This is a genomic window from Flavobacterium sp. CFBP9031 (assembly GCF_034044945.1).
Lineage (GTDB): Bacteria > Bacteroidota > Bacteroidia > Flavobacteriales > Flavobacteriaceae > Flavobacterium.
In genome coordinates this window covers 13,659-29,477 of sequence record NZ_JAXCWF010000022.1, presented here as the reverse complement: position 1 = coordinate 29,477, position 15,819 = coordinate 13,659, and the positions used below count along the sequence as shown (strand labels likewise).

The window sequence follows — 15,819 nt, the reverse complement described above, 5'->3', positions numbered from 1 at the left end:
CTGTGAGAAACAAAATAATCCATAGAGTTTTTGCAGTAATAAAAAACCAAACCTTTTATGAAAAAGATTTGGTTTTATCATAGAAATCGAAATGACAAGATTGTGAAAAATCGATAATAAAATCGATGATTTATTGATTACTTCATTCCGCGAACATTCATTTCTATCGTATAAACACTTTTACTAGCAGTAATAAATAATGTTTTAAATTTTTTTCCTCCAAAACAAACATTAGCTGTCCAAGGTTCAGGAACATCAATATGAGCTATTTTTTCTCCTTGTGGATTGAATATGGTAACCCCGTTTCCGCATAAGTAAATATTTCCCGATTCGTCTATAGTCATTCCATCTGAACCTGATTCAGTAAACAGCGTTTTTTTACCTAAGGAGCCATTACTTTCGATTGTATAAGAGTACGTTTTATTTGCTCCTATATCTGCTACGTATAAGGTTTTTCCATCCGAACTTCCAATAATTCCATTTGGTTTTACAAGATCATTCTCAACGTTTATAATTTTGGATTTATCTGGAGATAAATAGTAAACGCATTCTTTCTCTATTTCTTTGGAGGTATGTGTCCAGTAATCCCTTTTATAAAAAGGGTCGGTGAAATAGATACCGCCTTTTGGGTCAACCCAAAGATCATTAGGACCATTCAGTCTTTTTCCTTCGAAGTTATTTATCAATACAGTATAATTTTTGTTTTTGTCTATTTTCCAAAGTTCGTTTTTTTCATCGGCGCAAGCCAAAAGATTGCCTGTGTGATCAAAATACAAACCATTAGCTCTTCCTGCATTTTCCATAAAAACAGAAAGTTTACCATTAACCGACCATTTCATAATTCTATTATTAGGCTGATCCGTAAAATAAATATTTCCTTTTTTATCCGAAGCAGGTCCTTCTGTAAAACTGAATTGATTTGATAGTTTTGTGAGAACTGCGCCTTTTGCTATTATGGAATGACTTTTTTCTTTTGATGTCTGAGCGTATATAAAATTTGTAAAAGTTAAAGTAATAAGAATTAAAAAGTATGATTTTATTTTAAGTTGGAATGGGTTCATCATAAATAGATTTAAAAGTTGCTTTTGAAGCGTTTTTAAAAGTAATTTTTATTTTTGATATTCTGCAAAGTCGGGAGCAAATTTGCCCATAGTTGAAAATTTTTTGGAGAATATGATTTTAAAGACAAAAATTAGAATTTTATTTTAATCGCAATTTATCAAAAGCATTTTTTCGTAACATTACAACAAAAAAATGAAAACGCTAACTATCCTAAAAACCACAATTGCAGTTTTATTTTTCCAGCAGACTTTTTCTCAGGAAATCAAAAAAGAAACTACAGCACCACAATACACAATAGAAAACTGTGTCAATCATTTTGATATAAACAAAGCCACCAAAACGAAGGTAGGTTATCAATATTGGTTTGCCAATAAAGATTTTACTCAGGAAAATACTTTGAAAATGAGCATTGTCGAGCCAGGAAAATCGACGCACGCGCCACATCATCATCCTGAAGAAGAATTTTTCTATATCTTAGAAGGAACCGCCGAATTCTTCCTTGACGGAAAAACCGTTACAGCTGGTCCAAATACCAGTTTCTATTGTCCGCCAAATGCTGAGCACGGAATTAGTAATGCAGGGAAAACAGATTTGAAATATTTGGTCATTAAAAAGGATTTGAGGTAAAAAATCTTTTGTAATATCTTTTAACAGCTGCGCAAATGTCTCTGACTTTACGCAGCTGTTCGGGAGGCTATTGAATATTTTATTTACTTCAATACCACAACTTCTTCAGGAATCATAAACAAAAGCGTACAGCCAGTTCTAGAAAACACAGAATGCGTGCTTCCTGGTGGCATGTACAAATAATCGCCAGCTTTTAATTCGTCTTTTCCAGAGCGTACTTCGCCTTCTAGAACATAAATTTCCTCGCCAGCGGGATGCACGTGATTTGGGTAGGACGCGCCGGGCTCAAATTTTAAAAGAAAAGTAGGTGGACGGTTAGTAGCTGCATCAAAGCGTAATACTTTAGCATAAATTCCGTCTGTTTTTACACCTTCTTCTTGAAGTGGTTTCCACTCTAATTCATTGCTTTTTGTGATTTTAGTTTCCATAATTATTCAAATTTAATTAGTTAATTTTTCAAAAGATTTTCATCCAAACTCCATCGGTATTTGTCGGTGGTTGCTAAGAGAAAAGCGCCCATGGAAAAGACAAATACAGAATAATCAAGAGGATCTTTTATTCCGAAAGAATAAGTCATTGCCAGCGCAAATAGAAAAGTTAAGACAGAAGCGCCAAGAGCAGTTTTTCTAGTCTGATATCCAATCAGCAATAAAACAGCAAATAAAGTCTCTAGAAAAGTGCTGATAATTGCAATTGACAGAATAAAACTTTTAGGTAAAAAAGAATTTACTTCTTCGGCGTAAGCCAGAAAATTTTCCCATCCCGAAGATTGTTTTCCAAGCAAACTCAACCGACTCGAAACCGCAGACAAAAATCCAATTGCCATTGCGATTCGTAAAAGCAAAATGGCATAATCCTGATATCTTTTCATAAACTATTTTATTAGTAATTAATCAGATACAAAGATCAGGCAGCAGCTCTTTTTAAAGAATAGAGAATCTTGGAAAAAGCATGTAATTATGCTTTAAGTCAAAAAGTCTTTTGACTACTATAACGCACTATTTGTCATTTCGACGAAGGAGAAATCTTCGCAAGTGGCTCCGACTCTAAAAGCCAATCTTTGTGGAGCTTCTCACGAAGATTTCTCCTTCGTCGAAATGACATAAAAATGAGAAAAAACTTTGCGACTCTGCGACTCTGCGAGCAATTTTCGCAACGAAAGGAAAAAGCTTGGAAGATGGCTACACTTGCACTACTTTCTCCTTATAAGATTTAGGAGAAATATTTGTGTGTTTTTTAAAGAAGTTTGAAAAATAGAAAGGATCATTAAAACCTAAAGCATAAGCGGTTTCTTTTACCGATAATTTCTCATAAGTAAACAAACGTTTTGCTTCAGAAATTATCAGTCCAAAAATGATATTTTGTGCAGTTTTATTGCAATGCAGTTTAGAGAGTTCGTTTAGTTTGGTTTCGGTTGTGCCGATTAAATTGGCAATTTCATTTACCGAAAGATTTTTATCAAAATTCCCTCGAATAGCTTCCAGAAAATGGAGAAACAGAGCGTCTGGTTTGTAGATTTCTTCTCCAAGTTTTATTTTAGAACGGTTGATTTCGATTAAAATCAATTGAATTCTAGAATGAATAGAGATGAGGTATTGATACGGTTTTTGGGCAATTTCCTGCTGAATAAGCTGTAAAGCATCGACAACCAATTTGTCGTCATCTACTTTTATCACTTCATTCATTGCAAAATGGCAGAACAAACTGTTGTGGAAAATGAGCTCGATGTCGTTATCATTTTTGCAGAAAAAATCATAGGTAAATTCGAGAACAAATCCGGTTGCGTTGCTGCTGTTTTTTATGAAATGAATTTGACCAGACGTTATCGTTAAGACCGAATTTTTTGTGATTAGATATTCGTTTTCATCTACCGAAAGCGCTATTTCGCCAGATGTACAAAAAAGAAGGACATATTTTAATACACGCCGAGGATGTTTTAAATCTTCTGCCTGTTCAAACGTCTTTATATCAATCATTTATTTTTTATTTAATCGCAATCCCGATAGCTAAAATAGTATTTTGAGAATTTATTTTACTTCTTTCGTAATATCAATCTGCGTGCCTTTCAAAATAATTAGAAGCCATTTCTACAATTGTCTCTTTTGTGGTAAAACTGTATTGTACTCCGTGATTAAGTGTATAGGAATCTCCAAGCTCTGGATGATGTTGTGTTCCATCTATATGAAATGAATCTAGAACTGACAGCCAGAGATTACGCTGCTGGTCTCTAAAATAGAATTGGTCTCTATCTGAAACGACTAAGATTGTCCCATTGTCATTGTCGAGAATCGAAGTATTGTTGCTGTCCTCATAGTCCCCCATAATAGTAATATTGGTGTTGTATTTTTTGGACGTTAACTCTGTGATTTTTTTTGTTAGTGGCATAAGAGTTGGAATTTGATTTGTCTTTGAAACAGTAAAATTAAAATTACACATTTTACTAATAGTATTCTAAAAAGTTTTTTTAAAAGTTAAAAGTTTTGAATAAAAAGAGTAGTTTTCAAAAAAAGCAAATAAAAAGGACAGCGACCAATGAGGTGCTGTCCTTGAGTAAATTGCAAAAAAAAATAGAATGTGATATTTCTAAGAATGTGTAAAGTAATTTGTAATCTGCCAAAAAGAAAACATAATAAAAGTCATTCGTTTACAACATCATCTTTCATAATCTCTTTGCTGACAATTTTGTCTATTAATATGAATAATAATAGGATTTCTGCCGTCTAAATCTCTTTTTCCTCGACCTGATAAACCAATGGTTATTGTATCTGGCTTTTTAGATTTTATTTCTTGCGGACTTACATACGTATACATTCCATATCCATGTCCAGAAACAATCCAGCCTTCTGTATTTTTTAAATCTGTGACATCAAAATCTTCTGATCGTTCTGTGTAAACGGGACCAAACTCTTTTATCAATTTTAGTGCTTTATGCTCTAAATTGGAAATTTCATCTGCATGTTCAAAAATGATATACGTTCCGTTTTTAAACAAAACCCAATCCTGAAATTTCGGATTGATACTAAGTCTGACATGATGCAGTAACTCCGTTTCTGTTATTTCGCCAGCTTCTTTATGGTCAGATTTCTGTTTCATAAAAAGAAAATTTAAAAAAGAATACTATGGTTTTAAATCACTTAATTGATGTTTTGTAAAATGTGTTTTTGAAATAATGCGCCCTTAAAAGTTTTAATTGTATCATTTTAGGGTATTTTTACGATGCGTTGTATTTCAATAAAAGCACCTTATAAACCAAATGTCTAAAGGTGCTTTTTCAATTTATATAGAAGTAAGATTAAGATGCTGTGTTGCTTGGATCTTTTTTGCGGTAAAACCAGTAGAATACTTGCGGTAAAACGGTAAGCGATAAAATCATACACGTTATTAATCCGCCCACAATCATGATAGCTAGTGGTTTTTGCACTTCAGAACCCATTCCGGTGGATAACGCAGCAGGTAATAATCCTAATGATCCCATAAGGGCAATCATCACAATAGGACGAATTCTGCTGTGAATTCCTTCTGAAATAGCATCTCTTAAATGCATTCCGTTTCGCATATTTTCCCTAATCATTCCAATGAGGACAATACTGTCGATCGCGCTCACCCCAAAGAGAATAATAAATCCAATTCCCGCTGAGATTCCGAAGACGGTTCCCGTTACCCAAAGCGACAGGAATCCGCCAATAAAGGCATAAGGCATTGCAGTTACAGCAATCATGGTGTCTTTGAAATTACCAAAGTTGAAATACAGCAGGCATAAAATTAAAACCAAAACCACAGGAATAATCATTGCCAATTGTTTGGTTGCTCTTTCTTTACTTTCAAATTCTCCTGCCCATTTCATGACATTTTCTTTTGGAAGTTTTACTTCGGCAGCTACTTTTTTCTGCGCTTCTTCAATTGTACTTCCCAAATCTCGTCCTTCAATACTAAAACCTACGGCGATGTAACGGCTGTTTCCTTCGCGATAAATAAAGGTCGGACCTGTTTTATAATCTACCGTTGCAATTTCTTTTAAAGGCACTTTTTTACCATTTAAGGTCGGAATAAGAATGCCCTCGATCTTTTCTTTAGAATCACGATATTCTTTTTCAAAACGCAGTGTGATGTCAAATATCTTTTCGTCGTCATAAAACTTGGTTGCCGCTTGTCCGCCAATCGTCATTCTGATTACGGCTTGCGCATCGGCAGTGGTAACTGCGTAACGCGCCATTTTTTCGTCGTCAAGCTGAATTCTTAACTCGGGTAAACCAATATTTTTATAGACATTAATATCTTCAATTCCTTTTACATCTTTGATTGAATTAGCAACTTTTGCGGCCATTTCTTCCAATTGAAAAAGATCACTTCCAAAAATCTTAATCGCGAGCGGACTTTTAACTCCTGCAACATATTCTTCCACATTATCCTGAATTGGCTGACTGAAACCAAAGGCAATTCCAGGATATACATCGAGTACTTTTTTGATTTCGGCTATTAATTCTTCTTTAGAAATATCGTGTTTCCATTCGTCTTTATGTTTTAATTCGATATGGAATTCGATATTAAAAAATCCCGTCGGGTCTGTTCCGTCGTTTGGTCTTCCGGTTTGCGTCAATATAAATTTAACTTCTTCAAACTTTCTGATTTTTGCTTTCATTTCCTTAGTCAATCGAACCGATTCATCAAGATTGATACTATTTGGCAATGTCGCTCTTACATAAATAGCACCTTCATTCAGTTTCGGTATAAACTCTGATCCGTAAAAAGCAAACTTTGCACAGCAAACTGCTAATAAAGCTAAAAAGGCATAGAAAGTAGCTTTACGATGTTTGGTACTCCATTGAAACAGTTTAAAAAGGTTTTCTCTAAAGAAACGCGAAATCATATTTTCTTTCTCTACAATGTTTTTGGTCAGCATGACTTTACACATTGCAGGAACGTAGGTAAGCGATAAAAGCAATGATCCTAATAGCGCATAACTTAGTGTAAAGGCTAGGGGAGAGAACATTTTTCCTTCTACTTTCGTGAAAGAGAAAATAGGCATCAAGGCCACAATCAAAATGATTAAGGCAAAGAAAATATACGTGGCAACACTGCCCACACTTTTCTTGATCAATCCCATTTTACTCATGCTGTTAAAGCGTTCCATACCCACTTTATGCGCTTTATTTTCGAGGGAAACAAAGACTTGTTCGACAATAACGAGCGTTCCTTCGAGCAGTAATCCAAAGTCTAAAGCTCCCATCGAAATTAAATTGGCAGGCAATCCCTGAATTCTCAGCATTACAATAGCAAACAAAAATGAAAGCGGAATTACAGATGCCACAATCAGCGAAGTTCTCCAGTTGTAAAGGAAAATAAACACGATTAGCGATACCAGTAAAATACCTTCAACAAGGTTTTTAGTAACCGTTTTTACGGTTGTATTCACCAATTCGGTACGATCGATAAATGGAACTATTTTTACATTATCGGGTAAAACTCTTTCGTTCAGTTCGGTCAAACGTTCTTTAAGTCTTTTGATCACTTCACCCGGATTTTCTCCGCGAAGCATTACGACAATTCCTTCAACAACATCATCATTTTCATCTAAACCGACTTGTCCTAATCTTGGTTTTGCTGAGATCGAAACTTCGGCTACGTGTTTTACTAAAACGGGAGCTCCGCCTTTGGTTTCAATTAAAATATTGCCAATATCTTCGACTTTATTGATTAATCCAACGCCACGAACAACATAAGCCTGATCGCCACGCTGAATAACATCTCCGCCCACATTGATATTACTTTTTGAAACCGCTTCGTAAACATCTAAAGCCGAAAGATTGTAATTTTCTAACTGTGTTGGATTAATTTTGATTTCGAACATTTTTTCTTCACCACCAAAACTTACCACATCGGCAACTCCGGGAACGGCAACCAATTCTCTTTCAATAACCCAGTCCTGAATGGCCTGAATTTCTTTGATAGGCAAATCACTTTTAATAACATATCTAAAGATCTCACCCGTTGCACCAGAAGGCGGATCGATTTCTGCATCTGCTCCTTCGGGAAGATCGAGTCCGCCCATACGGTTTGAGGCGTATTGCTGTGCGTAAAAATCCTCAACGCCATCATCAAATAATACGGTTACAACCGATAAACCGAAAAGCGAAATAGAACGTACTTCGGCTTTTTTCGGAATCGTATTCATTTGTTTGGAAATAGGAAGCGTGATGAATTTCTCCACTTCTTCGGCACTTCTTCCTGGCCATTGTGTAATAATTCTTGCCCTTGTATTGGTTACGTCGGGAAAGGCTTCAATTGGTGTGTGAATGTAACTCACGATACCGGCGACTAGTAATATAGCGGTCAGGAAAAAAACTATGAGGGAGTTTTTTAACGAGAAAGCAACTAATCCTTGTACAAATTTTTTCATGTCTTGTATGGTGTTTATCCGTTTAGAGGATAATTAGTTTTTTAATCTTTCGTGAATCAAAAGCTGATTTTTGGTAATGATCATTTCGCCTTCTTTAATTCCGTCTTTAAAATAAACCCAATTGTTGTTTTTAACTACCGGATTAATTTCTCTGGTTTCGATTGTGCAATCGTCTTTATAAATTAAAATATGATCACGGTTGTTGTCAAAAATCACGGCTTTTGCAGGAACAGCTTCTAGCATTTCGCCACCCAGACTTTTATCGATAATAATATCAGCAGTCATTCCAGGTTTAAGTTTCAGGTTTTTGTTTTCCATTACAATTCTGGCTTTCAAAACATGTTCGTCGGCATCAAAAACTTTGGACATCATTTTTATTTTTCCTTTAAAAATTTCTCCCGGATACGCTGGCGTTGTAACATCTACAGGCATATTTTCAGACACATTTTTTAAGTTACTCGTATATACATTGACCAAAACCCAAATTTCTTTTAAGTCAGAAATCGTAAAAAGCGGCTCACTGCTATCTGTAATCTGCATTCCTGGACTTATGTTTTTGTCTACGATATAACCTTCTGTCGGCGCTTTAATTAGAAAAACAGATCTTTCACTGCTGGCGCTAAACATGGCCAGATTGGCTTTTACATTTTCTAAAGAAGATTTTAAAACATCCAATTCGCTTTGTGCCTGCATTAAATCTTTTTGAGATGAAATTCCATCTTCAAACATTGATTTTGCAGCTTGTAAATTGCGTTGTGCCACAGTGATCTGCGATTGAAGCGATTTGCTTTCAGATTGCATGCTGTTTAATTCGGTACTTTTTATCTCGGCCAGAACTTGTCCTTTTCGAACATAATCGCCCAATGAAAAAGTAGTTTTGGTTATAATTCCTTCAACAAGGCTGTTAAACTGCACTACGTGATCGCCATTGTATGTAATGTTTCCCGTAAGGTTTATCGATTCGCTTACAGCACGTTTTTGTACTGGCTCTATAGTGATTTTTTCTTTTAAGGCTTTATCGATACAAAATTTCTCGTCTTTCGTTTCTTTAACTTCTTCTTTTTTGCCGCATCCGTAAACGAGCATTAACCCAAGAATTGGGAGTACAATATATTTCTTCATTTGTTTTTGTTTTTGAAAATTAGATTTAGTTGATTTCTTGGCCTGAGATATAGCGCAGTTCTTCCAGATTTTTATTCAGATCCATTTTAGAATTCAGCAGTATCGATTTGTTGTCTAAATAAGCATCAACAAAATCAAGATATTCTAGCATGCTGGTATTTTTTTGAAGGAAGTTTTTGCGATACGCTTCCAGAAGTTTGTCCAAATCTCCTTCATAATCAGCCTCAACGCTGTCGTACAGTTTTTTGGTCACCAATAAATCTTCATAAGATTGTAATACTTCAGATTGTATGCTGATGGTTTTTTCCTCAGCCAATAATTTCCCTTGATCAATAGCTAGTTTTGCTGCTTTTATATTTCCCTGATTTCGATTAAAAAACGGAAGATCAAGAGAGAAACCAACTCCCACAAAATCATTCATTAAACTCGCTCCACGGTCATAACTTACACCAAGCGTAACATCTGGCGTTCGCATTGCTTTTTCATATTTGTACTTGTTGTCGTTATACTCATTTCCGAGTTTAAGCACTTTCATATCAGGTCGGTTTTCTACAGCCGAAGCCATTAGATTGCCTAAGTTTATGTTTTCGATATTTTTGTTATCAGGAACAAAACCTTCATCGGTAAGTTTGATATAGTTTGTGGCAGGAAGATTCATTAAAACTTTAAGTTCTTTCTGCAACGAATTATTTTCCTTTTGCAAATCGGCTATTTCTTTTAAAAATTGAAGTTCAGTTGCTTTTAGCCTGAAGTATTCGCCTTTGCCCACATTTCCTTGTTTTACCTGATTTCCGTAAGCTTTCAGTAAAGTTTGCATCGATGAAAGCTGTTTTTTATAAATCGCTTCTTGTGCTTGATTGTATTGCAATTCGGTAAGATTGCTTCTGAATTCGATTTTCAGATTACGTAAAAAAGTTTTGAAATATTCTTTGGCGATGTCAACACCCACTTTTTCCATCGCAATCATCTTTTTACGTTTTCCGGCTGTTTGAATCAGTTGTTCCAGTTCTGCATTGACTTGAGAAGTCTTTCCGAAATTCCCCCATAACGGCGGTAATTGCTGTGCAGTCGCATTGTTCCAAAGATTGATTTCGCCAATAGTCAGCGTAGGATTAGGCCATAATTTTGCCTGAATCACTTGTGCATCGGCAATATCGATGTTCAGTTTTTCGGAAATAAGAGAAATATTCTTTTCCAAAAACAAAGCCTCGGCCTGTGTTCTGGACAGCACAATTGTATCGTTTATGGCAGCAATCTGCGCCATACCTTTGTGCGATACAATAACGAGTAAGGTTAAAAGTAAACGTTTCAAATTAAGTAGTTTTAATGATGTCGCAAAGTTATTGGCGACATATTAGCCCTTAATTTGAGGTGTGTTATAAGACGGTTAGAGCAACATTAGAAAACGATTAGAGTCGCGGAAATAGTAGCGTTACCGTAGTTCCTTCGTCTTTCTTGGATGCAATATTAAAATCGATATTATTTTGTTTGAAGATAATATTGGCTAACGAAAGTCCGACACCGCTTCCTTTTATATCTTTTACGTTTTTACCTCTGTAAAAGGTTTGTTTAATAAAAGTTAAGTCGTCTTCGCTAATTCCAGTTCCGCGGTCTTCAATGACAATTTTAAGTTGATTATCTTGTTCCAACAGACTTATTTTAATAGGGTTTCCGTTGGAGTATTTTACAGCATTTTCTATAATATTATATAAAGCGATTTTAATTTCGTTGCTGTTTCCTTTTATCGAAAGCAGTTTGTCATTTACGACTTCCAGAACGATTTGTATTGGAGCATTTTTTAAATCGTAAATAGCAGGCAATTGATCGTTAATGTCCCAAACCAATTCATCAACTCTGAAAATTTCGTTGAGTTCTGTATTGTTTCGCAAGCCCGAAAGCATCATCAAAGTATTCATTGTATCTTCGATTTGATAGACATTTTCTAATACTTTTTGAGACATTTCTTTGTATTCGACACTCGATCTGTCTTTTTGGGCAAACACTTCTAAGTTTCCAGAAATGGCCGTTAAAGGCGTTTTAAACTCATGCGAAACATAATTGATAAAGTTTTTTTGAATGATAAAAGTATCCGATAAACGCGTAAATAAATTGTTGTACGTTTCTACCAGTTCCTGAATATCATCTTTGGAATTTGGAGAAACAATCTGGCGGTCGAGAGACGAAGCCTGAATTTCGTTTACCTGATCGATAATGTTTTTTATCGGACTGTAAGCGAGATTAGAAAGCACACGGCTCACAATATAAATCGTAATCAATCCGATGATTAAAACCATTATCATAATGATTTGCAATCTGTCGGTCATGGTTTTAAACTCGACGTCATTTTTCTTTACGAAAACCACAAAATCACCTTGATTGTCATGGTAATAGCTTCCGAAATAAAAATGATGTTTAGATTTGAAACTAAGCTTTCTGTTTTTCCGAATATAATCTAGTCTTTCGGCATTGATATTATTGTCGATCGTTTTGTCGCCGTATACAATCTGATTTTTATTGTCGTATACACGCGTAATGATTTCAAGCGAATTTTCCCTGAATTGCTGACCGATTAATAAATGCTGATTTTCGGGAATTTCATCTTTTTCGAGATAGAAAATCCCTGTAAGTAAACATGTTTTTTGCAGTTCGTTATAAATAATTTTTTCCGAATAACTGTAGAAAGAATAATACGTGATAACAGAAGCAATGACAAAAACAACGCTAAACGTAAAAGACGATATTAAGGTAAACCTGTTGCGTATTTTCATAATTCTTCTTTAAGCATATATCCTGTTCCTTTTATGGTATGGATAAATTTATGGTTTTGCTCAATTTTATTTCTTAAATAAGAAATATAAACATCGACAACATTCGTATTATTATCGTAATTAATGCCCCAAACAGCATTTAAAATCTGCGTTCGCGGAATTACTTTATTTCGGTTTTCTAATAAATACAATAGGAGTTTGTATTCTCTTGGCGATAAATCGATTAGTTTATCGTTTTCGGTAACCTTATGTTCTTCCGGATTTATAGTTAAACTTCCTAAAGTGTACAAGGTTTCTACTTTATCGTAGTTGAATTTGGTTCTTCGAGTCAATGCGTTTACTCTCGAAATTAGTTCCTTAAAATGAAACGGTTTTACCAAATAATCATCGGCGCCAGAATCTAAAGCATTTACTTTATCATCGGTGTCGCTTAAAGCGCTTAACATTAAAACGGGCGTATGATTTTTTTTGAAACGCATTAGTTTTACCAACTGAATGCCGTCAATTCCCGGAAGCATAATATCCATTAAAATAATATCCCAAATATCTTGTTGGATGAGGTCTCTGGCAATCTCGCCCGTTTCGGCCAGATGCACAGTAAAGTTGTTTTCCTCCAAACCTTTTACTATAAATTCGCTGATGCGTTTATCATCTTCAATGAGTAAAACATTCATAAATGGTAATTATAATGGTTGCTGTTTTGATTAAAACGGAAATGTTTCAATCTTCTGATAAGTTGTTTTCAAAAAATAGGATTATCAAAAGTAACATTTATTTTTTTTGAACCATATAAGGTCATATAAGTTATTGAAGTTTTTTATTGAATTGCCTCCAGCTTTAGCTGGAGGTTTGAAAGATTGTCATCCTACAGGGCTTTAGCCAAAATGCGTATTTTTTGGCTAAAGCCATTTTTATACATGATCAAATGAATCTCCATCTAAAGATGGAGGCAATTGATTTTTTAAATTAAATGTGATTTTTTTAAATCTGAAAAAGAAAATTCCGGAGGAATGAAATATTTATAGATTCATAAAACATACGGTACCAAAAGCTCCAGCGGAGCGACATAATTTATACAATCATTTCTTTAGCTTTCATGGTATAAAATAGTAAACCAAATTGATAGGAGTTTTATATAATTTCAGTTTAATTTTTAATAAAAATTTGATTTTCAATTAATTAACTTTTATTAAACAAAGCTTTAACAGCGTGTATTTCCGCTGGCTGTTTGAAATAACTAATTTTAACTTAAATCAAAATTAATAACATTTTAAATAGTAAAATTATGAAAAAGAATATCGCCATAATAGCAACAAACGGTTTTGAAGAATCAGAATTAGCATCACCAAAAGCCTATCTGGAAGAGCAAGGTTGGAATGCAGATATCGTCAGTTTGAAATCTGGTACGATCAAATCTTGGAAAGACGGAAATTGGAGCAACGAATATAATGTTGATGTCGTATTAGATCAGGCAAATGAAGCCGATTACGATGCTTTGGTTATTCCAGGAGGAGTTATAAATCCTGATTTATTGAGAAGAGAAGAAGCTGCAGTAAATTTTGTACGTTCCTTTTTTGAAAGTAAAAAACCAGTAGCCGCTATTTGTCACGGACCTCAAATTCTGGTAGATGCTGACGTTTTAGAAGGTCGAAAAGTAACGTCGTTTTTCTCTATTAAAAACGATTTGAAAAATGCCGGAGCACAATGGGAAGACTCAGAAGTAGTCGTAGACAACGGATTAGTAACCAGCCGAAACCCAAATGATTTGCCCGCTTTTAATAAAAAAATGGTGGAAGAAATTAAAGAAGGAATGCATGAGCGCCAGAGAGTCTAAAAAAGAAATTTCTATTTAGATTTATCAAATTATAAAAAAATGCAGGATCATATTTTGATCCTGCATTTTTTTTTGTTGAATAGCCCCTAGTTTTAACTAGGGGATTAAAAGGTTCAATAGTAATAAGGCTTTAGTCAAAATGCGCATTTTGGCTAAAGCCTTACTATAGTTCCTTATTTATACCTCCAGCTAAAGCTGGAGGCAATTGATTCTTTTAATTAATTGAGGATCGATCTTTGCGTTCCTCTGGTTGAAACCAGAGTCTATGTTTTGAAATAATTGAGGGGCTTCTCCCGAAGCCTCGGGATCGCTCAGCCAAACAAATGTTTACATGCAGTTTGTCATCCTGAGGAACGAAGGATCACACGCGCATATCGACAAAGATTGTCGATTAAGTTTGCGGGGCTTCGACTTCGCTCAGCCTGACAAAGGCGTTCAATTTGTCTATTCGTTTAGTTTGTCATTTCGACCGAAGGGAGAAATCTCAACAAGTAGCTCGACAAAGATTGGAGATTTAGTTTGCGGAGTTTCTCGCGAAGATTTCTCCTTACGTCGAAATGACAAAGATGCGATAAATACCAGCTGAAATATAGATTTAGTATATTTGATAAAAGCAATATATTAATTGAAAGAAAAATCTTTCTTTTTAAAAAGTTTTCTTACATTTGAAGTTCTTAAATCTTCACATTAAGACAACATAAAATTTGCCCTCGTGCTATGTAGTAAAGCTCCGAAAGGACTTTGACGCCGTGAAGAAGCGTAAGACTGCTAAGGTATGAGGGTTTTTTCTTAAATTCTTCACTTTATGAAAACAAACACCCTTTCCAAAGAAGCCGAAACAAGGCTGATTGATTTTTTTAACCATATTATAGATCCCGAAGATATGGCTAAAATCTTAAGACAAGTAAATTGCATTTTAGCTCTTGCCGTAATGCGACAACACGAAACTCTCCAAATTGGACTAACCAATTTTGAAGACAATTATTATTGGCTCAATGAATTGGCGGAGATTTTGAATCCTTATTTGAGTGAGTAGTAAAGAAAAGTAAAAACCTCGACTTTTTTAAGGTCGAGGTTTTATTAAAATCTATCTATTTAAATAGTTGTCAATATGACAGAATAAGATGTTTAAATTCTCAAAATTGTAAAGTTTATAGTTCTTGTGATAAAGGCAAATTCTTAAAGTTTTACAGAAAGTTTGAACTTTGGATGTTACAAAGAAAGAGTTTACAATTTCATTAACTATAAATTGATTAGTGTGATTAGCGGGAAGTCTGTGTAACCCTGTTCCAATCACAGGAATATTTACAGTATCATGATATTCCCCATGATTTGGAATAAAATCCCATGTTTTAGATAAAAAGTCATAAAGATATTCTGGTCTCATTTCTACGTTTCCTGTTTCTTTCATAAAACTTAAAGCACTTAAATAAAAATATTTATCGTTACTCGGTTTTATAGAACATGCGGTGCCAATATCATATCTTACTTTATTTCCTTTAAGGTTATTATTGGTTTCAATTGGGATTGCTCCAACTAACTGAAGGTTTCTTGTTATCTCACTATTGAGAGTTCCAATATTCGATGAGTAAAACTTTTCAATGAATTGACCATGAACTGTTTTTTTATTAACTAAACCATTAGGAATATCGTTATCAAAAGTATCACTTACTGGAATAATAATAGCCCCTTTTTGCTTAAAAATATCACAAAACTCTACAATAACTTTCAAGTCAGTATTGCTGAATTTTTTTTCAATTTTTAGTTTTCGTCGATGACGAATTACACTTAAGAGAAAAATTAGGATTAAAGAGATATTTATATTTTCACGAATAAAATCTTTTAAATCTTGAGGATATTTCGATTCTGAGAATATCCAAGTTGAACATTCTATAATTGTCCAAATGAATCCAATAATTCCAAAAAAAGTAATTAATATATTTGTAACTCGTTCTTTATTGTAATCAAACAAAAATGAATAGATAAATTTGTTGTATAGTTTTTCCATT

General features: G+C 34.4%; 15 protein-coding genes. 3 read left to right on the top strand and 12 right to left on the bottom strand.

Annotated features, from left to right (window positions below):
* Positions 1-137: 137 nt before the first annotated feature.
* The gene (locus SOM12_RS23860; RefSeq protein ID WP_320495847.1) at positions 138-1,064 is read right to left on the bottom strand and encodes an SMP-30/gluconolactonase/LRE family protein; all 927 of its coding nucleotides are present in this window, start codon (positions 1,062-1,064) and stop codon (positions 138-140) included.
* Between the two features lie 190 nt (positions 1,065-1,254).
* Between SOM12_RS23860 and SOM12_RS23855 the strand changes: the two genes are divergently transcribed.
* Positions 1,255-1,689, top strand: a complete 435-nt coding sequence (locus tag SOM12_RS23855; RefSeq protein ID WP_320495846.1) for a cupin domain-containing protein — start codon at positions 1,255-1,257, stop codon at positions 1,687-1,689.
* An 83-nt stretch (positions 1,690-1,772) separates the two neighbouring features.
* Here the strand turns inward: SOM12_RS23855 and SOM12_RS23850 are convergent, their stop codons facing one another.
* From SOM12_RS23850 to SOM12_RS23805, 10 genes are all read right to left on the bottom strand, one after another.
* Positions 1,773-2,117 (bottom strand): dimethylsulfonioproprionate lyase family protein, encoded by a 345-nt coding sequence (locus SOM12_RS23850; protein WP_250836493.1) that lies wholly within the window; start codon positions 2,115-2,117, stop codon positions 1,773-1,775.
* Between the two features lie 20 nt (positions 2,118-2,137).
* Positions 2,138-2,560, bottom strand: a complete 423-nt coding sequence (locus SOM12_RS23845) for a DoxX family protein (protein WP_320495845.1) — start codon at positions 2,558-2,560, stop codon at positions 2,138-2,140.
* A gap of 310 nt (positions 2,561-2,870) precedes the next feature.
* Positions 2,871-3,665 carry a helix-turn-helix transcriptional regulator gene (locus SOM12_RS23840; protein ID WP_320495844.1) on the bottom strand — a complete coding sequence of 265 codons (795 nt, stop codon included), beginning with the start codon at positions 3,663-3,665 and terminating at the stop codon, positions 2,871-2,873.
* A gap of 73 nt (positions 3,666-3,738) precedes the next feature.
* Entirely contained in the window at positions 3,739-4,074 is a 336-nt protein-coding gene (locus SOM12_RS23835) for a hypothetical protein (protein WP_141248179.1), read from the bottom strand.
* Positions 4,075-4,341: 267 nt separating this feature from the next.
* Positions 4,342-4,782 carry a hypothetical protein gene (locus SOM12_RS23830; RefSeq protein WP_095931598.1) on the bottom strand — a complete coding sequence of 147 codons (441 nt, stop codon included), beginning with the start codon at positions 4,780-4,782 and terminating at the stop codon, positions 4,342-4,344.
* Between the two features lie 199 nt (positions 4,783-4,981).
* Positions 4,982-8,086: a CusA/CzcA family heavy metal efflux RND transporter gene (locus SOM12_RS23825; protein ID WP_320495842.1), complete on the bottom strand. Its 3,105-nt coding sequence runs from the start codon at positions 8,084-8,086 to the stop codon at positions 4,982-4,984.
* 33 nt (positions 8,087-8,119) lie between these two features.
* The gene (locus SOM12_RS23820) at positions 8,120-9,208 is read right to left on the bottom strand and encodes an efflux RND transporter periplasmic adaptor subunit (RefSeq protein WP_320495841.1); all 1,089 of its coding nucleotides are present in this window, start codon (positions 9,206-9,208) and stop codon (positions 8,120-8,122) included.
* 25 nt (positions 9,209-9,233) lie between these two features.
* Positions 9,234-10,520: a TolC family protein gene (locus tag SOM12_RS23815; RefSeq protein ID WP_320495840.1), complete on the bottom strand. Its 1,287-nt coding sequence runs from the start codon at positions 10,518-10,520 to the stop codon at positions 9,234-9,236.
* Between the two features lie 97 nt (positions 10,521-10,617).
* Entirely contained in the window at positions 10,618-11,976 is a 1,359-nt protein-coding gene (locus SOM12_RS23810; RefSeq protein WP_320495839.1) for a HAMP domain-containing sensor histidine kinase, read from the bottom strand.
* Positions 11,973-12,650, bottom strand: a complete 678-nt coding sequence (locus SOM12_RS23805; protein ID WP_320495838.1) for a response regulator transcription factor — start codon at positions 12,648-12,650, stop codon at positions 11,973-11,975. Before SOM12_RS23805 ends, SOM12_RS23810 begins: the two co-directional genes overlap by 4 nt.
* A gap of 611 nt (positions 12,651-13,261) precedes the next feature.
* On the opposite strand from SOM12_RS23805, the gene SOM12_RS23800 reads away from it, so the two are divergent.
* Together SOM12_RS23800 and SOM12_RS23795 are read left to right on the top strand one after the other, a co-directional pair.
* Positions 13,262-13,810: a type 1 glutamine amidotransferase domain-containing protein gene (locus SOM12_RS23800; RefSeq protein WP_320495837.1), complete on the top strand. Its 549-nt coding sequence runs from the start codon at positions 13,262-13,264 to the stop codon at positions 13,808-13,810.
* 805 nt (positions 13,811-14,615) lie between these two features.
* The gene (locus tag SOM12_RS23795) at positions 14,616-14,846 is read left to right on the top strand and encodes a hypothetical protein (protein WP_320495836.1); all 231 of its coding nucleotides are present in this window, start codon (positions 14,616-14,618) and stop codon (positions 14,844-14,846) included.
* A gap of 51 nt (positions 14,847-14,897) precedes the next feature.
* Here SOM12_RS23795 and SOM12_RS23790 read toward each other — a convergent pair whose 3' ends face one another.
* The gene (locus SOM12_RS23790; protein WP_320495835.1) at positions 14,898-15,818 is read right to left on the bottom strand and encodes a macro domain-containing protein; all 921 of its coding nucleotides are present in this window, start codon (positions 15,816-15,818) and stop codon (positions 14,898-14,900) included.
* Position 15,819 lies beyond the last annotated feature (1 nt).